Raw genomic sequence first — 24,780 nt, forward strand, 5'->3', positions numbered from 1 at the left:
AAAGAAAACTTGCGAGTGTCAAAATTTTACCATATATTTGCGATGGGGTTTACAACATATACCAACATACCCCCCTGTATCCAAATAATTAAAAACTATGAACTTCCTTGAAGAGAAAATCCTGAGAGACGGCACCATCAAGCCCGGGAATATTCTAAAGATTGACAGTTTTCTAAACCATCAGATCGACATCGACATCATGCGACAGATGGCTTATGAACTGAAACGTCGTTTCAGAGATGTGACCGTCAACAAAGTGCTCACCATCGAAGCCAGCGGCATCGCCATCGCAACCATGCTCGGCGATCTGTACGACGTACCCGTTGTCTTTGCGAAGAAAAGTGAGACGGCCAACAGCACAGATGACAAATACATGTCACAGGCCTACTCTTTCACTCATAAGAAGATGAACAGCGTGTTTGTATCTAAGCCCTATCTTCATGCAACAGACCATGTTCTCATCGTAGATGACTTCCTCGCCGACGGACAAGCCGTACATGCCCTCATAGATTTAGTTCACCAGGCAGGAGGAGAAGTCGCTGGCATAGGCATTGCTGTTGAGAAGGGACAGCAAAAGGGAGGACAACAATTACGTGAGGAAGGCTTTCGTCTGGAGTCCATAGCCATCATTGAGGAGATGGACTGGCAGACGCAGGCTATCCGTTTCCGTGATCAACCGAGACATGAGCTAGGAGATACAAGAATCAAGCATCTATAATTCATAACTATCCATCATGACTAACAAAAGTAATCTTTATCAGTTGGATGGTCGTGTACCCATGGTACAAGCCATTCCTTTTGGGCTCCAGCACGTGCTGGCCATGTTCGTAAGCAACATCACCCCTATTATCATCCTGGCCAATGTGGTGGGTATTGACTCTGCCATCAGCGCGACGCTCATCCAGAACTGTATGATTATTGCTGGTATTGGCACGCTGATACAACTTTATCCATTGTGGCGTATCGGTTCACGACTACCTATCGTGATGGGTATCAGCTTCACTTTCCTTTCACTGGCTATCTTCATCGGCACGAGTCAAGGTATGGGAGTACTGATTGGAGCCGTCATCATTGGCGGTATTGTTGAAGGTTTCTTGGGGCTCTTGGCTAAGTTCTGGATTCGTATCATATCCCCCGTCGTCGCTGCTGCAGTTGTAACAGCCATCGGATTTTCATTATTACCTATCGGCGCCAATTCGTTTGCTGGAGGACAAGGCGCCGCCGACTTTGGTTCTGTACAAAACTGGATGGTAGGTACATTCACGCTACTTGTGTGTCTGGGATTTCAAGTATTTGCAAAAGGCTTCCTTCGTTCACTGTCTGTTCTAATCGGTCTGATTGCCGGATATATCGTAGCAGCATGCATGGGCATGGTCAATTTATCGGGCCTGCAAGACATCGGTATCGTTTCACTACCCCAACTGTTACCCTTCAAACCGGAGTTCGAGTTGGGAGCCATTCTCTCGATTATCGCCATATATCTGGTATCTGCAACGGAAACCATTGGCGACACGAGTGCGCTCTGTTCTGGAGCTATCCACCGTGCCCCCACCGATAGAGAGTTAGGGGCAAGTGTCTCTTGCGACGGATTCGTTAGCAGTGTTGCCGGCCTGTTCGGTTGTACCCCCATCACCTCATTCAGTCAGAATGTAGGACTCGCAGCCATGTCGGGCGTCGTGAACCGCTTTGCCATTGCCACCGGAGCGTGCATTATGATTCTCGGAGGTATCTTCCCCATCGTCGGAACAGTGCTTACCGCGATTCCACAGGCTGTGCTCGGTGGATGTACGATCATGATGTTCGGTTCTATCATGTATGCCGGTTTCGGTATGTTGGCAAAATGTGGTTTCAACAACCGTAATATGGTTATCGTTGCCCTGTCGCTCAGCGTAGGACTAGGATTCACGCAGGCCTCAGAGATGTTCTCTATTTTCCCACAGATCGTCAGGACAGTATTTGCTGAGAACTGCGTGGCAGTGGTCTTCATCCTTGCAGTCGTTCTGAACTTGTTACTTCCCAAAGAGGAAGCCAACAGTCAATCTGAATAGTCAAATCCGCTATAATATATAGAAAAATCCAGAAGTTTTGTCTTCTGGATTTTTCTATTTACCTTCATCCATTATTTTTCCTTTGCTGTAACAACCGTGACAATATATGCACTGAGCAACACAAGGATACCTGCTACAGGTTTATCCCATGTCAGGATATCCTGTCCAAGTATAATAGCGACAAAGGAAGCAATGACAGGCTGCAGGTTGGTATAGATAGATACCGTCGTGGCCTGCAGATATTTCATCGCATAAGGTATGAGGAAATAGCCGAGAGCCGTGGCACACAGTACGATAAAGGCCATCTCAAGCACACCGTACCAATCCCACGCTGGCGTATACAGTGCATTCTGTGACAATTCTGGCAGAGCGATAGGCACCGTCACGATAGCAGAGATCAGAAACACATATTTCATCTGTGTTACCGGAGAATACTTCGAAGCCACATTACGAGTGATAATCAAGTATACAGCCCATGTAAGTACACTAAGGATAGCCAGGATGATACCAAGCAGATCATTTTTCCCGGATCCCATCGACTGACTCATCAGAACCATCAAGACGGCACCACCGATACCCAGTAACACGCCGACGAACTTCATCGATGTGATTCTTTCACCGATGGTCAAAGCAGCACAGAGCATCACAGCCACAGGAGTGAGCGTGGCAATCAACGAGAAATACACAGGACTCGTATAGTCAAGTGCCCATGCCGTTAAGGTCTGGGAGATAACAAACCCCAACAGGCCTCCAATGAGAATCGTGACAAGATCCTTCCGTTCCACCTTTTCTTTCGGAAGGAATGCTGCGATTAGCCAGAACACTAGACAGGCCCCGAGACTCCGGGAAGCCATATACCCCATAGGCGTTACCCAGTCGTTGAGCAGCAGTTTGGTTACAGGGACACCAAGTCCGAAAATCGTATTAGCAAGGAAGATTGCGCCGTGCGCCTGCACTCGGTTCTGTCGAGAAAGATTCTTTTTCATCGTTTATCACGTTTTAATTGTTGACGAATTTCCTGGTATCGACGGAGGCGTTCCTTAACAGACATCCGGGCATACTTGCGCCACTCCGTCGCCCCGTCTTTGCACTGAGCAAGATAATCAGGATCGTTCATCCTATCGTAAGCCTCCATCTCAAAAGGGTTGAGAAGATAGGCAGCGTTTCTTAGCTGACGACGAACAGCTAATCCACAGAAACAGGAAAGGAAGAACCAATACCATATATATAATAGATAGAAACGGAGCCACGAGTCACCAGTAGCCTGTGCCTGACGCAGATGAATCATCTCATGATTCTTCATAGGATCATGAGAGTTATTGAAACGATCAGCTTCCTCCTGGGAAGGCGTCAGAATCGTACCGAAGAATGTCAATCCCTCATACCCCTTACGAAGCCAGAATCGATTGACAACAGCAGGCATATCACCGACCCTACTTGGCCGAACAGCGTGCCACATGATAGGTATAATCTGCAATATCGGTATCATAACGCCGACAAAGATACGAATAAGCAAGAGAAAAAACAAAAGTTTTTTGATTTTTCCGAGCATCGTATCCTCTTAAGACTCGCATGAATACATAACAGAGAGACGTCATTCGCAATACCAAAACAAGTTGTTTTGGTATCATAGATCCGGGGTTTTCACGTCATAAAGATAATCTCTACGACAGTAAAACAACTTGTTTTACTTTAAGAGATGCCTATGACACATTCCCAAGGAATATCACCTCTCCTCATAAACAGATATCTAACAAGTTAAGCGAAGACGTGACACTTTACCAAAAGTGCATTCAGAATGGGAATAACCTATATGTTCTATGCGACGGCGTAATAGTCGTCTGACAGGAACGGACGAAACTCAGAGACACGAAGAGAGAACAAAATTCTTCAATCATTTCTTTTTTCATTCTATTTTCATTATCTTTGCAGAAAAATCATAGACGATGGACGAGAAAGCGCGCATAGAACAGCTGCGGCAGGAACTGCATGAGCATAACTACAGATATTATGTCCTGAACCAGCCCACGATAGGCGATCAGGAGTTCGACTTCCTCATGCACGAGCTGCAAGATCTGGAGGCTAAGCACCCTGAGATGGCCGATGCCAACTCTCCCACTCAACGAGTGGGCAGTGATCTGAATGCGGAGTTTCGTCAGGTAACACACAGATACCCGATGCTCTCATTGGCAAACACCTATAACGAGCAGGATGTTGCTGAATGGTATGAGAGTGTCAGCAGAGGACTGGCAGGAGAACCATTCGAGGTATGCTGTGAGATGAAATACGATGGTCTAAGCATCTCCCTCACTTATGTAGACGGTCGACTGACACAGGCCGTCACCCGTGGCGACGGTGTACAAGGCGACGATGTAACAGCCAACGTAAAGACCATTCGCGCCATTCCCCTGGTCCTTCCCGGTACAGGTTACCCCCATGAGTTTGAGATTCGTGGTGAGATCCTGATGCCTTGGGCCGTCTTTGAGCGACTGAACAAAGAGCGCGAGGCGGCCGAAGAACCTTTATTCGCCAACCCTCGTAATGCCGCCAGCGGCACCCTGAAAAGTCAGAAGTCCAGTCTGGTAGCCAGTCGTCAGCTCGACGCATACCTCTACTACCTCTTAGGCGAAGAACTCCCTGCCGAAGGTCACTATGAGAATCTCGAGGCTGCCCGTCATTGGGGATTCAAGATCTCCGAGGGGATGAAGAAGGTACATACTCTACAAGAGATATACGATTTCATCAACTACTGGGACTCGGCACGAAAAGATCTGCCGGTAGCGACTGACGGAATCGTACTGAAAGTAAACTCTCTGCGCCAGCAACGCGCACTCGGTTTCACGGCAAAGAGTCCTCGTTGGGCCATTGCCTATAAGTTCAAGGCAGAGCGTGCATGTACCAGGTTGAACGAGGTCACCTATCAGGTGGGACGCACAGGAGCCATCACCCCCGTGGCCAACATGGAGCCAGTACAACTGGCAGGAACAACCGTGAAACGAGCAACCCTGAACAACGAGGACTTCATCCGTTCTTTCGACCTGCATATAGGCGACTACGTATATGTAGAAAAAGGTGGTGAGATTATTCCGAAGATCGTAGGTGTCGACATCGACCAACGTCCGATCATCGCCCAACCGATCCAGTTCATCAAACGCTGTCCTGAGTGCGGAACTCCCTTAGTACGCTATGAGGGAGAGGCAGCCTGGTACTGTCCCAACGACACCGGTTGTCCTCCTCAGATCAAAGGACGTATCGAGCATTTTATTGCCCGAAAGGCGATGAACATCGACTCGCTGGGACCAGAGACCATTGACGACTACTACCGTCAAGGGCTGATCAGAAACGTGGCAGACCTCTACGATATCGAAGTTCAGCAAATCAATGGCGACGGCAGTCGTACGAAGTCAGCCCAGAAGATCGTTCATGGCATTGCCGCTTCTAAAGACGTGCCCTTCGAGCGGGTTGTATTTGCTCTTGGTATCCGTTTCGTCGGAGAAACCTCTGCCCGTCTGTTAGCTCGTCATTTCAAGAACATCGACGCACTGATGGAAGCCGGTCTGGAAGAATTACAAGAGGTGGAAGGCATCGGTGAGGTGATGGCAAAGAGTATCATCACCTATTTCCACGACGAGAAGAACCGCGAGATTATCGAGCGGTTACGTAATTACGGTCTGCAAATGGAGATCTCAGCGCTCAATGCCCAGCTCTCAACAAGACTTGAAGGGCAGAGCATCGTGATCAGCGGTGTCTTTACCCACCACAGTCGTGATGAATACAAGATGATCATAGAGCAAAATGGAGGAAAGAATGTGGGAAGCGTCAGCAGCAAGACCTCGTTTATCCTTGCCGGAGAGAACATGGGTCCCTCAAAACTCCAGAAGGCAGAGAAGCTGGGAATTAAGATTATGAGCGAGGACGAGTTCCTTGAATTAATATCATAAACGCTCTTCTCCGACCTCTCAGTCGTCCCAGTAGCTAATCACACGTGTCTGTTCCACCTTAGCCATCTGGGCACGTTGTCCTTTCTCCCAATAGGTCAGACTTAATGTGTTCCGTGTCCAATTATCATTATCATCCCGTTCCGTGATGGTGTTCTTCATGTTGATGGACAGCACACACTCATTGTTCTTGTCAAACACCTTCTGACTCTGTGAAGAGATCTCGTTACGACTGTTATACTGATACTCATTCACAGACCTGATACCTGATGCGGTATTGACAAGCGTACGCTTCACCAGGCAACCATCAGCATCATATTCATATGAGAGTTGACTTTTGTCACCACTTTTCTCAATCATAGCCGCCTTCACCAGATAACCGGCTTTGTTGTATATCCGGTCTACGATGTCGTCAGATGCCAACATGCCCGTCTCACTGAAATGTTCTATTCCGCTCTCTGCAACTGGGTTCTCAGTAATCACCTCCTGTACCATGCCCTTCAATCCCATATTGGCAGCATCCTTGAAGTAAGGTGAAGAGTTCAGATAGAAATAGCGAATGGAGTGAGCACCGTTCTCGTCAAAGGAAGTCGACTGTTGGATATACCCATAGTCATTCAACAGATAGAGAGAGCCATCACCCTTCGCCTTGAAATTCCCCCACTCACGTTGCAGTTTTCCGAGAAGGTATTTCTGATTACGCTCATATAACTCTCTGACTCGATATGGTCCACAAGTGACGAATACCGACGATAACAATCTCGTCTTCTCATCAACATTCACCATCACGTTCGACTTGATGCCGTAGAAATCACCCATCAGATAATATGCATCAGGTTCTGGATTATCGACAGTGGTCTGCCTGAAGCCTGCGGCCTCCAAAGCCGGAAGGAACACCGAGTCGGGCCCCTCCAAGGGAACACCCATCATAGAAATACACTTAGCATCGGTAAGTGCCTGCCCCCAGACACTTACCGACGCCAATAGTAATCCTACCAATGAGACTATTCTCCTATACATCATCACTATTTAGAAATTGACGCCGATATTGGCAAAGAAACAGCCCGTATGAGAGGTGTCGAAATAGTCATGACTGATATTGGCCAATCCGATGTCATAACCCAGTTCTGCATACAAGTGATCATACTGAACACCACATCCCAGTCGCAGACCTGCGTCCATCCGCTTGAATCCCTCGTCATCGAATGAGCTATAAGCCTTTCGCACACCGAAGTCTTTAATCTTTCCGCTTACACCGACACCCATATAGCCACCGAAGAAAGGCTGGATACTAAAGTCACGGTCAACAGCATAGGCATACTTCATCACCAGAGGAATCTCCAGATAGTTCAGGCCATAAGTGAACTTAGCATGTTCATATCTACCTTCGCCACCCTTTTCCATATACGAGAGACCAGTCTCTAAGAACAAGGGAGATGCCGGAGCCAACTGGAAACCAATGGTCATCCCCACCCCAAGTCCTGTCTGTCCGCTTCCGCCATCTAAGAAAGGATCATCAGAATTCACCGTTGCCACATTCACGCCCAAGCGAAGACCATAATAGATCTCTGAGTATGAACGATGGTAATTGGAATGTCCATGACGGGTATAACGAGAACTTCTGTAATACTGTGCTGCCATAGGCATGGCAAGCAGAACTGCTAGCACCAACATAACAGTTCTTCGTCCTACAAATCTGTGTTGTTCAAATCTTTTCATACACTCCTTCATTTAAATATGGTTATCGGGTGCAAAATTAGAATGTTTCCTATCACTTACAAAGGGAAATTCCCTAATCAAGCATAGTAAAATCCCTAAACCTCGATGCAAAAGTAAAGAGAAAATACGAGAAACCGTGCGAAGCAGAGATAAAATATCTTAATTCTTCTTTCATAATTCTTATTTTTTTTGTATCTTTGCGCTCTACGAGCGCGAACATTGAAACATTAACCACATGAAAAAAGGACTTGTACTCGAAGGCGGCGCCATGCGAGGACTCTTTACCAGCGGCATCATCGACGTGATGATGGAAGCAGGCATCGAGCCCGATGGTCTGATTGGTGTGTCAGCGGGAGCAGCCTTTGGCTGCAATTACAAGTCACGACAGCCAGGACGAGCCATCCGCTACAACACGCGGTTTGCCCGAGACAAGCGCTACTGCAGTTGGCAGTCATGGTGGAAGACCGGTGATCTCTATAATGCAGAGTTCGGTTATCATATCATACCGACCCAGTTCGATATCTTTGACAACAAAGCCTTTGAAGAGAACCCGATGGAGTTCTATGCTGTTTGCACAGATGTGACAACAGGAAAGGCCATCTACAAACGACTGACCGAAAGCACACCTCTTACCTATGACTGGATTCGTGCTTCCGCGTCCATGCCACTTGCTTCAAAAGTGGTCGAACTGGAGGGAATGAAGATCCTTGACGGAGGTGTGGCAGATTCCATACCCTTGGCGTATTTCGAGCAAATCGGTTACGACCGCAACGTCGTTATCTTGACGCAACCCGAAGGATATATTAAAGAACATAATCGTCTGATGCCACTCATGCGGATAGCCCTCAGAAACTATCCCAACCTGATTAAGGCGCTGGACCAACGGCATATCATGTATAATCAACAGCTTGAGTATGTGCGCCAAGCTGAACTAGAGAAACGCTGTCTGGTAATACGTCCCGACCAGAAGCTGCCCATCGGCCACATCTCTCATAACCCCGACGAGATGCGTCATATCTATGAGATGGGAAGAGAAATGGGAGAAAGAGAACTTCATAAAATCAAAGCATTCTATCAATGAGAATAGACATTATTACTGTACTGCCAGAGATGATTGAGGGTTTTGTCCATGAATCTATTCTGGCTAGAGCCGAGAAGAAAGGACTGGCGGAGATCCACCTGCACAACCTTCGCGACTATACACTTGACAAATGGCGTCGTGTCGACGACTACCCTTATGGTGGCACAGCCGGCATGGTGATGCAATGCGAGCCTATTGACCGCTGTATCTCCGCTCTGAAGGCCGAGCGCGACTATGATGAGGTCATCTTCACCTCACCTGACGGTGAGCGCTTCGATCAACATATTGCCAACGAGCTCTCGATGAAAGGTAATCTGATTATCCTGGCTGGGCACTATAAAGGTATCGACCAACGGGTGCGCGACCATCTGATCACGCGTGAGATCAGTATTGGCGACTTTGTACTGACAGGCGGTGAACTTGTAGCTGCGATGATTGCCGATGCTGTCGTACGAGTGGTTCCTGGGGTTATCGGCGATGAGCAGTCTGCCCTCTCCGACTGTTTCCAAGATGATATCCTGGCCGCTCCCATCTACACCCGTCCTGCCGACTATAAAGGTTGGAAGGTACCCGACATCCTACTCAGTGGCAACGAAGCTAAGATCCGCGAATGGGAATTCAACCAGGCTATGGAGCGTACCCGTCGTCTCCGTCCGGATCTGTTGAAGGAATAGACTTCAACAGAATCTCCCTTTCTCGCACATATCGTTTTTATCAATATCGTTATCATCTGATATCTATGATGCTATTAACTTATTATCTACATAAACTATCAAATAGATCCTATACTATAAGGCTTACTAGACAGGCACTCATGGGGTTAGTTCTTCTAATCACGGCCTGCAAGGGAGAGCCATATCCACAATCTTTGCGATCTGCCGACGCATTAGCTAACGAAAATCCAGATAGTGCGGTAATCGTATTAAAACAAATGGATGGAGATATGGCCCAAGCCCCAGAAACCGTCCAGCGTTATTACCAACTCCTGCGCATCAAAGCCGACGACAAGACAGACCAGATGAATGTTTCCACCGACTCCATCCAGGAATTGGTTCGTTATTTTGAACAGGAAGGTGACAAGTCCTTACTACCAACCGCTTATTATTATGCCGGACGCGTGTATAGTGACCTCAATGATGCGCCCGTTTCTCTTTCATATTTTCAGAAAGCGCTTGACGCGATGGAAGGAAACGACGACCTCGCTTTGAAATCCTTCGTCTACAGCCAAATGGGCTATCTGTATCTTTTCCAATCCCTATTCGAGGAGGCAGAAAGATGCTTCCGGGCCTCCTATGACATCGGTATAAAAACAAACGACAGCACCAATATAGTGTTGGGATTGCGAGATCTTGGCATTGTTCGTCAATGGCAGGGAGAATACGAAGAGTGTATTAAATATCTTAGGAAAGCCTACAATTTTGCCAAACAAGCAGGAGATGTTAAGGCCAGAATAAGAATTTCCAGAGACCTTACATACACTCTAAACTACTTGAAAGAATATGAACAAGCTAAATTTTATATACAAGACCCTATCAAAAATATCCACCTGCTCGATAGCAGTAGTGTTTACGAAACCATGGCAAGCATCTATTACAACAGTCATGAGATGGATTCTTTCTTGGTATGTGCAAAGCAATTGGAACGAGTCGGTGATGTTTTCGCCAAAGAATACGCCTATAATAAGTTGACGGATCTCTATCTAAAACGAGGAGATGTAGACAAAGCACGGGATTATTATGGGAAGTATATCCAATATAATGACTCTACAGCCAAGATTACCAAGTCTAACGAGCTCCAAAAAGTTCATTTCTTATATGACCTCCAGAAGAAAGAGGCCAAGAACAACCAGCTGAAAAGAGATAAACAGGTAAGAGATATCTTACTCATAGGCTTATTCCTCCTTTTCCTGTTTCTTGGACTGTTTATCTATAACTATTTCTATCACAAACAGAAGAAAGATCAGGAACGTATCGCTAAACTACAGATGATCCAGCGAGATATCAGACAGAAAAGTGAAGCAACAATTATCGAGAATAACAAGAAAATTGCAGAACTGGAAAAGCAGATGTCAGCTATGCATGAAGGACAGCAACAGGCTTTGGAGAAACTAGAGGCTTATAAGAAACGTTATCAGGCCATGAACGCCATTGCAAAAGCTGAAAAAGACCGCAAGGAATGGACAAAGGATATTATCAAGGCCTCATCAATATATCGCACTGTAATGATGAGACTAGAAGAAGACATGCCGCTGAATCATTCGGAATGGCTGCAGATTGAAACTATCATCAATGAATACTATCCGGATTTCAAGGAGCGGTTGTATGCCATATATGATTTCTCACCATACGAATACCACCTTTGTCTGCTCACCAAGATGGGATTCAGTCCCTATCAGATAGCCACTCTGACTGCACACACCAGGAGTTCTGTTACTCACACACGCAAACGACTCTATAGAAAAAGCTATAATGAATCGGGAACCGGAGAACAATGGGACGAATTCATCCATTCGTTATAATCCAAATTCCGCCAGACGATCTGACTATCCTTAGAGAAGACCATATATAACCTATCATTTTTATTGCGATTTGTAACCTCAGTTCTTGTTTCCACCATTTGTCAACTCTTTGTCAACTCAAAAAACAGGTCGTTTCATTATTTTATTATATTTTTGTATCGTTAAAACTCAAAATACATCAACCTATGACCATCAGCTCTTCAAAATCACAATGGATAAGCATCCTCGTTATCTTTGCAGTGCTTCTCGGAATAAGGATCTACTACATCGGCCAGAAAAAAAGTATGTATGTAGACGAACCGCTCAGCATTTCTATCAGCAACAGGAACGAATACGGTTTTTGGAGTAAAAACTACGAACTCAACCATGAATATACAGCAAAAGAGCTGAAGGACATATCCCTTTGGGATAACGCAAGCGTAAAGGATGCCCTGAGCGATGTCTATCACATGCACCAGGTGAACAGGGATGCGCCGCATTCCAATTTCTACTATTCGCTCTTCAGATTATGGTTTACTGGTGTTAAGACAAGCAATCTGAATTATATCTATTGGCGAGGATGCCTTTTGAACGTGGTGTTCTTTGCCATATCGTTCTTCTTTATGGCTCTGCTGATACGACGTTTTACGGATCATTGGAGCCTTCTGTCACTTGGTCTTCTCATTGCATTCATCAATCCGGCAAGTCTATCACTCACCGTTTTTATGCGTCCGTATGAGTTGCAGCAGACCTTCGTGATTATTCTGACCTATTTCGTTACTTGCTGTATTCAGGCCAAACAAGCTGGAGAGACTATTGAAACGAAGAAAACCCTTGCTGTTGGCTCTGTCACTCTCGCCTTAACCATGCTTGCCGCTTATATCAACCTGATACTAATTGGGTTCTACGGCTTATTCATTATCATTTATTGCATTAGGAAGAAAGACTACCGCCTGCTTGGATTCTTCATCATGATGTTTATTGCTGCTCTGATTGTCGCCAAACTCCTGTACTTTGATTTCGGGAATCTGGGATATCGGGAACAGGATGCTACTCATAATCTGCAATTCTCAGTTTTTCTTGCGAATATCATTGCCATGAAAAACGCCATATTAAAACTCTTCTTTAGCAATATTTTCTTCGGACTGTTCTGCCTGTTAACTGTTATTGCAACAATCTGTACCGCTTTTGTGAAAAAAGCAAAAGCTCATATATATCCCATATTACCTGCTATAGCGGTTATCAACCTGATTGTATTCTTTGTGATTATGTACCTTATTCCCGTTGACATGAAATTCCTGCGGTATGTCGCTCCCATATTCCCAATCTTTGCACTTAGTTATATAAGTATAGGAAATAGGAGAATTCCCAAATTCGTATTACCAACCATCGCAGCACTACTATTAATATTCTCACTTATTCAATTCAATGGCAAAAGATCTATTGTAGAACATTTGGATGATTCTTATATACATCTTTATAGAGAACTCCAGAATACTGATTCGCCGATTTTCCTAAGAGGAAATACGATGTGGAAGTTTGCTTGTGTCATTCCCTACCTAAATGATGACTCTAAGATTATCTTTGTTTCCAATTTCTCGGAAATCCCAGAAAAGTACACAGATAAGATGCCTTGTATTTATATCGATCAACAAGGAAATGATTTCGGTTATTATTTTGAGGACAAGAATCTGTTCATCCAACGACTTAATTCCATAATGTATCATGACATATATAGGATTACCAGATAATGATACAAAGGCATATGTTGTCTATCGTGTATTTCTATTTATATAGATAATAACGTTCTCGTAGTTTAACCCCGCTCTAAATCATTAGACATTTAATAACAACAGATAATTAACTAAAATGAAACGACCTATGACTATCTGTCATTCAAAATCACAATGGATAAGCATCCTCGTTATCTTTGTAGTGCTTCTCGGAATAAGGATCTACTACATCGGCCAGAAAAAAAGTATGCACGCAGACGAAGCGATTAGTATTTCTATCAGCAACAGGAACGAATACGGTTTCTGGAGTAAGAATTACGAACTCAACCATGAATATACAGCAAAAGAGCTGAAGGACATCTCCCTTTGGGATAACGCAAGCGTAAAGGATGCCCTGAGCGATGTCTACCACATGCACCAGGTGAACAGGGATGCGCCGCATTCCAATTTCTACTATTCGCTTTTCAGATTATGGTTTACTGGTGTTAAGACAAGCAATCTGAATTATATCTATTGGCGAGGATGCCTTTTGAACGTGGTGTTCTTTGCCATATCGTTCTTCTTTATGGCTCTGCTGATACGACGTTTTACGGACCATTGGGTCCTTCTGTCACTTGGTCTTCTCATTGCATTCATCAATCCGGCAAGTCTATCACTCACCGTTTTTATGCGTCCGTATGAGTTGCAGCAGACCTTTGTGATTATTCTGACGTATTTCGTTACTTGCTGTATTCAGGCCAAGCAAGCTGGAGAGACTATTGAAACGAAGAAAACCCTTGCTGTTGGCTCTGTCACTCTCGCCTTAACCATGCTTGCCGCTTATATCAACCTGATACTAATTGGGTTCTACGGCTTATTCATTATCATTTATTGCATTAGGAAGAAAGACTACCGCCTGCTCGGATTCTTCATCATGATGTTTATTGCTGCTCTGATTGTCGCCAAACTCCTGTACTTTGATTTCGGGAATCTGGGATACCGGGAGCAGGATGCCACTAATAATCTGCAATCCTCTGTTTTTCTTGCGAATATCGTTGCCATGAAAAACGCCATATTAAAACTCACTTTTACAAATGTATTCTTCGGATTATTCTGTCAGCTTACTGTTATTGCTATAATCTGTACAGCATTTGCGAAGGAGACGAAAGAGCACATATCTCCCATATTACCTGTTATCGCTGTTATCAACCTGATTACATTCTTTGTGATTATGTACCTTGTTCCCATTGACATGAAATTCCTGCGGTATGTCGCTCCCTTATTCCCAATCTTTGCTCTCGGCTATATTAGCATGGGGGATTTGGGAATTCCCAAATTAGTATTACCTGCTACCGCTGTTACACTACTAGTATTATCATTGATTCAATTCAATGGTAAAAGATCTATTGTTGAACATCTGGACGATGCGTATATTTCTGTTCTATTCAAAGATATTAAAGACACAAATGCTCCGATTTTCATTAAAGGAGAAATGACGTGGAAGCATGCGTATCTTATTCCTTTTCTAAATGACGATTCTAAGATTATCTTTATTTCCAATTTCTCGGAGATTCCAGAAAGATACGCAGAAAAGATGCCATGTGTGTATGTTAATGAAATAGAAGGTGACTTCGAGAATTCTATTGACGTAGATCTCGAGAGTTATACCGAAAAGCTATATGTTCAACGTTTAACCCCAGTACACTACCACAATATACATATGATAAATCATAAATAACTATCTGAACTGCAGAATTATATTAATACCGATACAGATATAGCTTTTCACATCTTTCTTTTCTTTCCGTATCATATTCTTTAATATTTGTAACATGAAAGGTGCTATCCACCATTTGTCAACTCATTGTCAACTCAAAAATTAGGCAACAAAGAAATCGTGTCGTATATTTGCCATAACAAAAACTATAAAAGTTATGAATACGAAACGATTTCTTATTATTGCCTTAGCCGCATTTTTGACACTTGGTGTATCTGCAAGTCCATTTCATCCAGAAGAGGGAGGTGAATCTTCTGGTATTGGAGGGGTGCATGACAAGCCTAGAAAGGCTCTAGGTGTGGGCACAGAAGTTTATGTCCACGTTTCTGGCAACTCCATTATTGTTTTATCAAGTAAGCCGTTAGAGCGTGGTCACATTCTCATCTACCGTAATGGAAGCAACACTATTCCTTACAGCAAGATGATATATATGCCAACACAAATTACCATCATCACGCTACCACAAGATGTTGTAGACCATATGATATATGGTACACTAATCTACAAAAACGGAAGCGTTACCTTTTGATATTCTCCATATATAATATTAAGGTGAAACATCTGAAACAAATCCTATTTTTCGCTTTCGGAGCGATATTCATTTTTTCAGCAATATCAAAAGCAATCAACATCCCATCGTTCTCACTGGTCATCAATTCCTATTGTGGTCTGCTGGGAATAGATGGGTTGTATAGTTATACTCGACTATTTGCCATCACCATCTGCGCTTTCGAATTCTTGATTGGTATTGGAGCATTTATCAAACCATGCCAGAGAGTTTTGATATGGGTATATCCAGCCGTCATGGCGTTCTTTGTATATATTACATATATCAATTATACAGATTTGTATGGCGGTATTGAATCTTGTGGATGCTTTGGCGAACTGATTCACTTCACTCCAGCCAGCTCTTTCTATAAGAATATCGTATTGTTGGGGCTGTCATTAATCCTTCTTGCCATACACCTATGGCAGACATCCATATATCGCAAATCACGATATGAGAATGGATAAATCTTGTGGTATCGTCAAATGGTTATGGGGGATCCTGCTGGCTTTCATCCTAACATGTCTTGCATGGTTAGGTACTAGGGTGATGCTGTTCGACCAGTTTGTGATACCCACAGAATCCATGCTGCCTACTCTAATGCCTGGCGACAGAGTGTTGGTAGACAAAACTATCATGGGCGCACGCATCTATTCCGACTTCAATTTTAAGCCAGAAGGAGGCGAACTTAAATGTTGGCGCACGCGAGGAACTCGGACTATCCAACTGAATGACATCGTAGTCTTCAACTTCCCCGAGCATGAGAAGCACCTCAGTTTTGTTATCAATGAAGTTTACTGCAAAAGATGTGTCGCCCTACCTGGCGATAGCCTTAGTATTATTGATGGGCATTATGTAAACAATAACTTCGACGGTGTACTTGGCAACAAGAAAAAACAAGACGATCTTGCTAATATACCGGATAGCACACTTGACTTTCTGCTGCACACAACGCCTTATGACGAGAGAATTCCGTGGACCATTCATCAATTTGGCCCGTTATATATTCCTCGAAGTGGGGACATCATCAAGATTACACCTCACGAGGCATGCCTTTATCGAATGTTACTCGAATGGGAGACAGGAAAGAAGATTGACTTCAGTTGGGAGGAAAACAAAGTATGGGCTAATGGAAAGGAACTGAAGTTTCATCAATTCCTGCATAACTATTATTTTATGGCAGGAGACAACGCTAGCGACTCTAACGATTCTCGATACTGGGGACTGGTGCCAGAGGAATATATCGTGGGCGTTGTAAAATATATTTCCTATTCCGTGGATTCCCAAACAGGCAAACATCGAAAAGGACGCACACTAAAAAGAGTTTAAAATCATGAAATATAAGATACTGGTCATATTGTGCATTGGTATTCTACTTTGGTTCGTCATACAACCAGTTGAGCAAAGATGGAGTGAGACGGATATCCACCTTATCAAGACCATTTGCGTAGTTTCCGCCGTTGCCCTTTTAATCTTTTTCTTGCAAAAACAACAATTAGCTATCAGCACAATAGATGTGGTTGTACTCCTTTGGTTTGGATATGTCATGATACGAGCAGGCATGGATACCACCTACCCTTGTGCATCGTTCTGCCTACGAACGATGCAGATGCTTGCCCTCTATATCGGATTACGCCTGATACTCTCTTCTGCAAGTATTTCAGAGAAGATTATTGTCTGGGGTATCTTGCTTTGTGCTTTCTATGAGGTACTTATTGGAGGTCTTCAATTGGTGAACGGGACCAGTAGACACAACTTCTACGCACTAACCGGTACTTTTCTGAACCCTGGTCCATACTCAGCTATCCTCAGTATGGGATTAGTGATGTCATGTCAGGCAAAGAAGCCTTATTGGATTCCACTAATCTTTGCCATTCTACTGCCTGCGACGTGGAGTCGTGCGGCCTTGCTATCTGCAGCCGTCTGCCTTGCTATCATCTATTGGGAACAATGGAAAAGATGGCGGTGGTGGGTTGCCATAGGTGCTCTTTGCATAGCGGCAGTATTTTATTTCCTTAAGCAAGGTTCTGCCGATGGTCGCTCCATCATCTATCTGGTTTCCTTATTAAACATCTATCACTCACCGATATGGGGCAGTGGAATTGGAAGTTTCTTTCATCAATATGCGGAAGGCCTTGCTCTGTTCTGTCAACAACATCCCACATTCAACGTGGAGAGTACAGACGTATTAATGTCTGCATTCAACGAATTGCTATACGTTGGAGTTGAACAAGGACTCGTCGGCCTGGCCTTTGCTATAGTTCTGATCATCTTGCTATTTCTCCAATTGAAGGAAAAAGGGAAGGCTCTGGGAATTGGTTTACTCAGTTTATTGATTTCCTCCATGTTTTCATATCCGCTTGAGCAACTTCCTTATCAGATTCTCTTCGTCGTGATAGCTGCCTACGGCGCTACAAACAAAGGATATACTGAGACTGCACCAATACGGAACAGTTTTTCCAGAAGATATCTCATACCTATTGGCGCTTTTGGGGGCATCCTTCTTTTATCCGGTTTTGCACATCATCATATTACAATAAGAGCAAAGGCAGACAGTGACTATTGGATGACAGCAGGAATAAAACATTCTGCATTAATCAAAGCACATTATGAAATCCTGCCATTGCTCCGAGGTAACCCATACTTTCTATTCGATTTTGGAAAAACATTATCAGAAAATGGGAGATACACTGACAGTAATGCCGTCTTACGCTTAGGCACACTTATCAGTAATGACCCCATGTTTTATGTAATTCAAGGCAACAACTATCTCCAAATGAATTTATACCAAAAGGCAGAACAAGCCTACCAAAAGGCATTTGGCATCATGCCGAATCGTATCTATCCGCTCTATCGTCTCATGCTCCTATATGAAAAGAAAGGAGATATTACGAAAGAAAAGGAGATGGCTCAACGAGTCATATCCTTCAAGGAAAAAGTGGTGTCGCCCGCAACAAAAGAAATGAAAGACAAAGCAAGAACGATTCTCAATAAATAATAAACGAATAATTAAAAAATATGAACAAGCAACTATCGAAACTTATCATTTTACCCGCATGTTTACTTATGCTGGGGCTTTTATCATGCAACAATCGTAAAGAGAAAATCAACAAGCAACTCAACGAATTGTATGCCAGTGTTATAGATATTCCTACTTCTGATATGGACACACTGGTTATCGACTCCGCTTATCTATCGTCAAAGGCCAAGTATCAATTCCTGGCATATGTGGATAGCTCACAATGTACACCATGCTATGCGGGTCACCATCAGGAATGGGAAACTGTATTAGCAAGAGCCTGGAAACTAGAACCGTCTATTACTTTGACGATTATTGTTGAAAGTGATAGTATCTCAGAAGAAGTAAAGAACAGATTCTTAGTGGCAGATTTCAATAGATCCATCTTCATTGACAGAAAGGGAATGTTCCGTAAGAAGAATCCTTCTTTCCCAGAATCGAACATCATGCATGTCATGTTATTAGACAAGGATAATCATGTCGTATTAGTCGGGGATCCTGTTCGCAATAATGAAATAGAACAATTACTTCATCATATGCTTGAGGAAAAGAAGAAATGAGGCATCGGAGTTTTATCATAATTCTGTTTTTAGGGTGTATCAGTTGTCCTGCTCAGCAACTGACACTTTCCTCTGCTATTCAGATAGCACAGGAGAACTCCTATGATGCCATGGTGGCTCGTCTCAGTTTTATGAGCCAGTACTGGAGTTACAGATCCTTCCGCGCAGAATTGTTGCCAGCAGTGAGTCTGTCGGGAGGACTGCTCCAGTTCGATCGATCGATGGTGGAAGCCAGGAACTCCGACGATGGACGGATATCTTTTGTAGAGAACAACTCCATGGGTAACAGCGTATCGCTGTCGGTTGACCAGAACATTGTACCGTTGGGAGGTAAACTGTCCGTACAATCGTATCTCTACCGGTTGGACCAGTTCAGCTATGACTCCAAGATATATAACTCTCAACCCATACGACTAAGCTATACCCAGCCTCTAAGGGCATATAACAGCCTGAAATGGCAAAAGAAAACGGAACCATTAAAATACGAGAATGCCAAGCGAACATATCTAGAGAATATGGAAGAGGTGGCCATCGAAGCGGTGCGCTTGTTCTTTGAGGTACTGGCAGCCCAGTCCACTTATCAGCAGAGCGTCAGCACGTTGAAAGACAGACAATATCTGTTTGAGATTGCCAAGAAGCGACTGGATCTAGGTACTATCACAAAGAGCGAGCTATTACAACTGGAATTGTCTCTGCTCAATGCACAAGTGGATGCCAATAACAACGAACTGACATTGAAAAGTCAGAAATTCCAATTGTTTTCCTATCTGAGGATGTTCGACTATGATAAGATCGACCTTATACCTCCTTATTCTATTCCAGATATTTGTGTCAATGCGGATGACATCCTGCAAAAGGCCCTTGCCAACTCTACCCACACCCTCCAGCAGAAAATAAAAAGGTTGGAATCGGAGATGCTATTGGCACAAGCAAAGGCAAACAAAGGTTTACAAGTACAATTGAACAGTGAGATTGGTTTTAATCAGACGGCCAACCACTTCAACAACGCATATCGGGACCTGAAGAACAACGAGATTATTGGACTGACTGTTTATCTACCTATATTCGACTGGGGAGTCAGCAAAGGCCGAGTAAAGATGGCAGAAGCCGATCTGGAAGTCACCAAGACCCAACTTGAACAGGCCCATGAAACCTATATGCAGGATATTAGAACCAACGTGCTTCAGTTCAACATACAGTCAAGCCAATGCCAGAATGCGCTGAGAGCACAGGATATTGCCGATGAGCGCTACGGCATCACCAAACAGCGGTTCGAAGCAGGAACCGTTACCGTAACCGACCTGAACACAGCTCAACAGGAATCAGAGAATGCAAAAGCACAATACATTCGTCAGCTTCATACATTCTGGACGAATTATTATAATCTACGAAAGACAACCCTTTACGACTGGGTCAGTCATCGGGATTTAAGTGCAGACTTTGATTCCATCATCGACAACGGAAAGTAAAAAAAGATTAACGAGATATGAATAGATTTACGACATATATCCTTGCATTCGCATGTTTCGCACTTGTTGCTTGTGGCGGCAAGAAGGAAGAGTCATCCGCAGAGATAGAGAAGCGTCAACAGGCTATGAATGAGACATATGTAGACACCATGGAACTCCGAACGTCAACTTTTGACAAGCAGATAGTCTGTAATGGACGGTTGAGAGCCAAAGCCAAGAGTGAGTTGAGTTTCACATCACAGGGTGTAACTATGAATATCTATGTTAAAGAAGGAATGCACGTTGCCAAAGGCGCACTCATCGCATCTCTTGACAAACGTGAGAGAGTGCGAGAAATCGAAAAAGCGGAAAAAGAACTGGAACGTGCCAAAGTGGAATTGACTGATAAACTGATAGGTTTAGGCTATGACGCCTCACTGAAGGGAGTCCCAGAGGATGTCATGAAGCGAGCTGAGGTAACATCAGGCTATTTCACGGCCAAATATCAATTGCAGTCTGCCAAAACGGCTCTAACAGAATGTAACCTCTATGCCCCCTTCAGTGGTCGGATTGCCGACTTAGAAGCCAGACCGTACCAGTGCAATGATAAAATCTGTACATTGATCGACGATTCGCAATTTGAGGTAGAGTTCAAGATCCTGGAGGCAGAACTGGCAATCATCCGGAAGGGACAGCATATCAAAGTATCCCCTTTTGTCTCTGACAGTTTGACTATCGAAGGTGTTATTACTGAGATTAACCCACTCGTTGATGACAAAGGCCTTGTGAAAGTCATGGCAAGACTGACCAACAAAGACAACACGTTGATTGACGGCATGAATGTACGGGTTATCGTAGAAGAACAACTCCGAAACATGTTTGTAGTTCCAAAGGATGCTGTTGTGGAGCGTGATGGCTATCATGTTGTCTTTATCTACAAAGATGGACAAGCCGTCTGGACATATGTAGATGTGCTTTATTCCAACATCAATTCCTATGCCATCACAGGATGCCAACGGAAAGAAACAGAGATCCATGCAGGTGATATTATTATCATCTCTGGTAATCTCAATCTGGCTGATGGAACAAATGTGAAACTTAACGATAACTAAAGAAGGGCATAAGCCCGTATATTATTAACATTTTAAACACTTTATTTATGAAGAAAAAAGTAATTACGCTGTCATGCATTGCAGCTGTTGCCATCGCAACGTTCGTTGGCACAAAGGCTCTCCAGTCAAATGCATATGAAAATGGTCTACTGAAACAGAATGTTGAGGCATTAAGCCAAGCTGAAGCAGTCAACATTCCATGTGCTAGTGGGGGCTTGAGCTGTACATTCAATTGTATAACTGGTTACTATAATTACGGCGTTTGCACTATGTGGGGTTTTCATCGTATTTGATATTGTGATACCAAATTTCTTTAATTGAGAGACACGGATCCTGTTCTTCTGCAAAGAACACTTTAACATGAAAGAATGGGGTCCGTGTTTCCGCAAATAATATATATATATGCAAAACAAGATTTATGCAATAGTGACATTAATAGGTATTATCTGCTCATGTACATCTAATCAGAATAAGAGCGAGGTCAAACTTCAAGGAACCCTTGTCAAGACAGACTCTGCTTATCATAGCTTGTTCCCCATATTAATGTGCGATGATTATCTATTCTCATATTCTAATTCTGCAACGGAGAGATGCGTTATCAGTTCACTCACTGATGATTATCTCAGTGGCTCGCAAAATGCTTTTCGTGTTGGAAATGGAAATGATGAGTTCCATAATATTGCCATTGCTAAAGGGAAAAACTCAACACTTTACATTTTAGATTTTCCTACATACTATAACAGTCTGTTGTCAATAACACACATAACCAGCACAAATTGTATTGACTCTATCAAGGACTCTAAGATGTGGAAGAAATACGCTCTGACAACTTTCCCTCCCTTTAGATGTATCTGTTATGCATTTGTATCTCTATCCGATTCAACAATCTTGGTGCCAGGCGCACCATACAATGCGATTGGGCATATCATGTCTGTGGTTGATTTCAAAAACCAGACTCTGACCCCTTTGGAATACTGGCCTTCAGACGGCGTTCAGGGGGACAGTCTTGCCAAACACTCTATATATACCGATAATTGCCGAATATTTAGCAATCAAAAAGATCGCTTTATCTATATGTGTGGAGAAGAAAGATTCGCATTTATTTTCACTATAGAGGGAAGGTCTGTAAAAGTATTAAAAGAACTGTATTCGGAACTCCCAAATTATGAATGCCAAAATGATCGGAATTATCGGATAAACAAAAGAAGTGGGAATGGATTGTTCATTGACGCAACTTCAAAATACATATATGCACTTTTATCTAAACAGGAGATTGTAAATAATTTCTTTTACAGTTTTGGTAACACCATTGAGGTTTACGATTGGAATGGAACTTTGAAAAAGACCTTAATACTTGATAAGCAGGGACAATATATAAAGGTCTCTGATGACAATAACACTCTATATCTATTCACCAATAATCAAGAGTCAGGAGAAGAGGAAATTTGGATGTACAGTTTAAACAATGATAAATAGAAAAAGGGCACATGCCTTGTATATTATTAACATTTTAAACAATTTATTTATGAAGAAAAAAGTAATTATGCTGTCATGCATTGCAGCTGTTGCCATCGCTACGTTCGTTGGCACTAAGACATTCCAGTCAAATGCATACGAAAATGGTCTTTTAGCTCAGAATGTTGAGGCTTTATGCCAGGGCGATTTTGGATACCTCGGTGGTGACATAGGTGGTAGGATTGGATATAGTAGTATGCATATTACTTGTTATAAGCGAGTATATTACGGCAGTTCTGGTTATCAGCTTGTACCATCCGGATGTTCTGCTACATGCTGGCAGAATCCCAACTCTAGTAGCGGGTGCCACAGCCATAGTTGTAGTTCCTGCTGCTCTGGTGGATATTAAGTATGATTCACTAATAAAGTAAATAAAAGGCACAAAGGTGTATGGTGCAGTTCGTCCTGTGACCGATATCTTTGTGCTTTACAACACTTCTGTAACAACTATTAAAATGAATAATAAGATTCTTGTATGCATATTCACCTGCTCAACCATCTTTGCAGGTTGTGCCGTTAACAATCAGGCCTTTAATGGCACTACAATTAACATTTCTGGAGATAAAAACACGGAATTGTTGATTGACAGTTTTGTTACGTCAATCGACTCAATACTATTACAACCAAATGCCATAGAACACATGGGGGAAGTACAAGACATGTGCTTATCCGACTCGAATGCATATATATTGGATAAGGCTAATTCCATTTGGAAGTTCAATTTGAATACTGGACTCCAAGAAAAAAAGATCAAAAAGACTGGCCATGGTCATGGCGAATATATAAATCCCACATCAATCTGTGTTGATCATGATAATGTATATGTTTTGGACTTTCAAGGTAGTAGTATCATAGTATATGACAAAAATCTGGATTACAAAAACAGAATACAGTTAGAGTTTCCTTCTATAGATTTTGCAAAAGTACCAGATGGATTTCTGTTGTGCAATATGAATCCGACTAATGATCTAAAGAGAATTGTACTTATCGATGAAAAAGGAAATGTCATTAACAGTTTTCTCTCCACGGAGATGAAAGAAGAGAGCATGATGACGGATAGATTCTTCTCGAAAGATGACAATGGGAGCGTCTTCTTTGCAGAACCTGCATCAAATATAATATATAAATGGGAAAACGGGAACGTGCTACCTATATACTCTATTGAATTCGGAAAGATTACTAATGATAAGAACGCATCTAAGGCAAATCCATTGCATGGCAATATGCATATTCGATCATTTGTAACATCACAATATGTCATAACGTTGTATCTTTCCGAGTTTGTATTAACAAACGTATATAACGAACAAAAGGCCACTTCTATATCTGGACTAGTTAACACTCGATTACGACATCCATTTTACCCTATTGTATATTATGACGGAGCTCTTTATGGAATATATGACATCCAAAATGATAATAAAAACATGATACTCATTAAATACAATATTAGACCAGAATGATGTCCAATCTCACTGATAACACAAGAATAAAAACATAGTAATAACTAAAGAAAAGGGCATATGCCCATATTATTAACTCTTTAAACAATTTATTTATGAAAAAGAAAGTAATTACGCTGTCATGCATTGCAGCAGTTGCCATCGCAACGTTCGTTGGCACAAAAGTTCTCCAGTCAAATGCATGTGAGAATGGTCTGCTGACTCAGAATGTTGAGGCGCTGTCGAAATCGGAAGGAAACCCAACCAGAGTTTTCGATTGCTTCAAGATTCATATTCATATGCACGGAGCCCAAATTAGGGATTGTTCGTCGTGTAAGTATATTAGCAATACTACTGGCAGAGGT

General features: G+C 43.0%; 21 protein-coding genes. 17 read left to right on the forward strand and 4 right to left on the reverse strand.

Annotated features, from left to right (window positions below; translation table 11 throughout):
• The first annotated feature begins 97 nt into the window (after window positions 1-97).
• On the forward strand, window positions 98-718 hold the full coding sequence (locus BMY63_RS09690; protein WP_091902324.1) for a xanthine phosphoribosyltransferase: 621 nt from the start codon (window positions 98-100) through the stop codon (window positions 716-718).
• Window positions 719-734: 16 nt separating this feature from the next.
• Window positions 735-2,048, forward strand: coding sequence for a nucleobase:cation symporter-2 family protein (locus BMY63_RS09695; protein WP_091916313.1), 1,314 nt, complete (start codon window positions 735-737; stop codon window positions 2,046-2,048).
• 71 nt (window positions 2,049-2,119) lie between these two features.
• Here BMY63_RS09695 and BMY63_RS09700 read toward each other — a convergent pair whose 3' ends face one another.
• A complete protein-coding gene (locus BMY63_RS09700; RefSeq protein ID WP_091902328.1) occupies window positions 2,120-3,034 on the reverse strand; it encodes a DMT family transporter in 915 nt (304 codons plus the stop codon).
• A complete protein-coding gene (locus tag BMY63_RS09705; RefSeq protein WP_143065766.1) occupies window positions 3,031-3,537 on the reverse strand; it encodes a hypothetical protein in 507 nt (168 codons plus the stop codon). Before BMY63_RS09705 ends, BMY63_RS09700 begins: the two co-directional genes overlap by 4 nt.
• Before the next feature lie 457 nt (window positions 3,538-3,994).
• Between BMY63_RS09705 and ligA the strand changes: the two genes are divergently transcribed.
• Window positions 3,995-5,989: an NAD-dependent DNA ligase LigA gene (gene ligA / locus BMY63_RS09710; RefSeq protein ID WP_091916314.1), complete on the forward strand. Its 1,995-nt coding sequence runs from the start codon at window positions 3,995-3,997 to the stop codon at window positions 5,987-5,989.
• Window positions 5,990-6,007: 18 nt separating this feature from the next.
• Here ligA and BMY63_RS09715 read toward each other — a convergent pair whose 3' ends face one another.
• Complete coding sequence (locus tag BMY63_RS09715) at window positions 6,008-7,009, reverse strand: hypothetical protein (RefSeq protein WP_143065767.1); 1,002 nt, start codon at window positions 7,007-7,009, stop codon at window positions 6,008-6,010.
• Window positions 7,010-7,015: 6 nt separating this feature from the next.
• The gene (locus BMY63_RS09720; RefSeq protein WP_091902338.1) at window positions 7,016-7,660 is read right to left on the reverse strand and encodes a porin family protein; all 645 of its coding nucleotides are present in this window, start codon (window positions 7,658-7,660) and stop codon (window positions 7,016-7,018) included.
• Window positions 7,661-7,940: 280 nt separating this feature from the next.
• On the opposite strand from BMY63_RS09720, the gene BMY63_RS09725 reads away from it, so the two are divergent.
• The 14 genes from BMY63_RS09725 to BMY63_RS09790 all read left to right on the forward strand — a co-directional run bounded on the left by BMY63_RS09725 (window position 7,941) and on the right by BMY63_RS09790 (window position 24,436).
• On the forward strand, window positions 7,941-8,786 hold the full coding sequence (locus tag BMY63_RS09725) for a patatin-like phospholipase family protein (RefSeq protein ID WP_091902340.1): 846 nt from the start codon (window positions 7,941-7,943) through the stop codon (window positions 8,784-8,786).
• Window positions 8,783-9,460: a tRNA (guanosine(37)-N1)-methyltransferase TrmD gene (trmD, locus tag BMY63_RS09730; RefSeq protein WP_091902342.1), complete on the forward strand. Its 678-nt coding sequence runs from the start codon at window positions 8,783-8,785 to the stop codon at window positions 9,458-9,460. Before BMY63_RS09725 ends, trmD begins: the two co-directional genes overlap by 4 nt.
• 269 nt (window positions 9,461-9,729) lie before the next feature.
• Window positions 9,730-11,304, forward strand: coding sequence for a hypothetical protein (locus BMY63_RS09735; protein WP_143065768.1), 1,575 nt, complete (start codon window positions 9,730-9,732; stop codon window positions 11,302-11,304).
• Window positions 11,305-11,489: 185 nt separating this feature from the next.
• Window positions 11,490-13,034: a hypothetical protein gene (locus BMY63_RS09740; protein WP_091916315.1), complete on the forward strand. Its 1,545-nt coding sequence runs from the start codon at window positions 11,490-11,492 to the stop codon at window positions 13,032-13,034.
• Window positions 13,035-13,263: 229 nt separating this feature from the next.
• On the forward strand, window positions 13,264-14,733 hold the full coding sequence (locus tag BMY63_RS09745; RefSeq protein WP_143065769.1) for a hypothetical protein: 1,470 nt from the start codon (window positions 13,264-13,266) through the stop codon (window positions 14,731-14,733).
• Between the two features lie 196 nt (window positions 14,734-14,929).
• Window positions 14,930-15,301, forward strand: a complete 372-nt coding sequence (locus tag BMY63_RS09750; protein ID WP_091916317.1) for a hypothetical protein — start codon at window positions 14,930-14,932, stop codon at window positions 15,299-15,301.
• 23 nt (window positions 15,302-15,324) lie between these two features.
• Complete coding sequence (locus BMY63_RS12530) at window positions 15,325-15,786, forward strand: MauE/DoxX family redox-associated membrane protein (protein WP_091916318.1); 462 nt, start codon at window positions 15,325-15,327, stop codon at window positions 15,784-15,786.
• Window positions 15,773-16,648, forward strand: coding sequence for a signal peptidase I (lepB, locus tag BMY63_RS09760; RefSeq protein ID WP_091902352.1), 876 nt, complete (start codon window positions 15,773-15,775; stop codon window positions 16,646-16,648). The genes BMY63_RS12530 and lepB overlap by 14 nt, the downstream gene beginning before the upstream one ends.
• A gap of 4 nt (window positions 16,649-16,652) precedes the next feature.
• Complete coding sequence (locus BMY63_RS09765) at window positions 16,653-18,317, forward strand: O-antigen ligase family protein (RefSeq protein WP_091916319.1); 1,665 nt, start codon at window positions 16,653-16,655, stop codon at window positions 18,315-18,317.
• A gap of 20 nt (window positions 18,318-18,337) precedes the next feature.
• Window positions 18,338-18,898 carry a hypothetical protein gene (locus BMY63_RS09770; RefSeq protein WP_143065770.1) on the forward strand — a complete coding sequence of 187 codons (561 nt, stop codon included), beginning with the start codon at window positions 18,338-18,340 and terminating at the stop codon, window positions 18,896-18,898.
• Window positions 18,895-20,367 carry a TolC family protein gene (locus tag BMY63_RS09775; RefSeq protein WP_091916337.1) on the forward strand — a complete coding sequence of 491 codons (1,473 nt, stop codon included), beginning with the start codon at window positions 18,895-18,897 and terminating at the stop codon, window positions 20,365-20,367. Before BMY63_RS09770 ends, BMY63_RS09775 begins: the two co-directional genes overlap by 4 nt.
• A 17-nt stretch (window positions 20,368-20,384) precedes the next feature.
• Window positions 20,385-21,458, forward strand: a complete 1,074-nt coding sequence (locus BMY63_RS09780; protein WP_091916338.1) for an efflux RND transporter periplasmic adaptor subunit — start codon at window positions 20,385-20,387, stop codon at window positions 21,456-21,458.
• A gap of 402 nt (window positions 21,459-21,860) precedes the next feature.
• Window positions 21,861-22,934, forward strand: coding sequence for a hypothetical protein (locus BMY63_RS09785; protein WP_091916339.1), 1,074 nt, complete (start codon window positions 21,861-21,863; stop codon window positions 22,932-22,934).
• Between the two features lie 494 nt (window positions 22,935-23,428).
• Window positions 23,429-24,436: a 6-bladed beta-propeller gene (locus BMY63_RS09790; protein ID WP_091916341.1), complete on the forward strand. Its 1,008-nt coding sequence runs from the start codon at window positions 23,429-23,431 to the stop codon at window positions 24,434-24,436.
• Window positions 24,437-24,780: the final 344 nt, after the last annotated feature.

The sequence above is a fragment of the Prevotella aff. ruminicola Tc2-24 genome (assembly GCF_900110895.1).
GTDB lineage: Bacteria > Bacteroidota > Bacteroidia > Bacteroidales > Bacteroidaceae > Prevotella.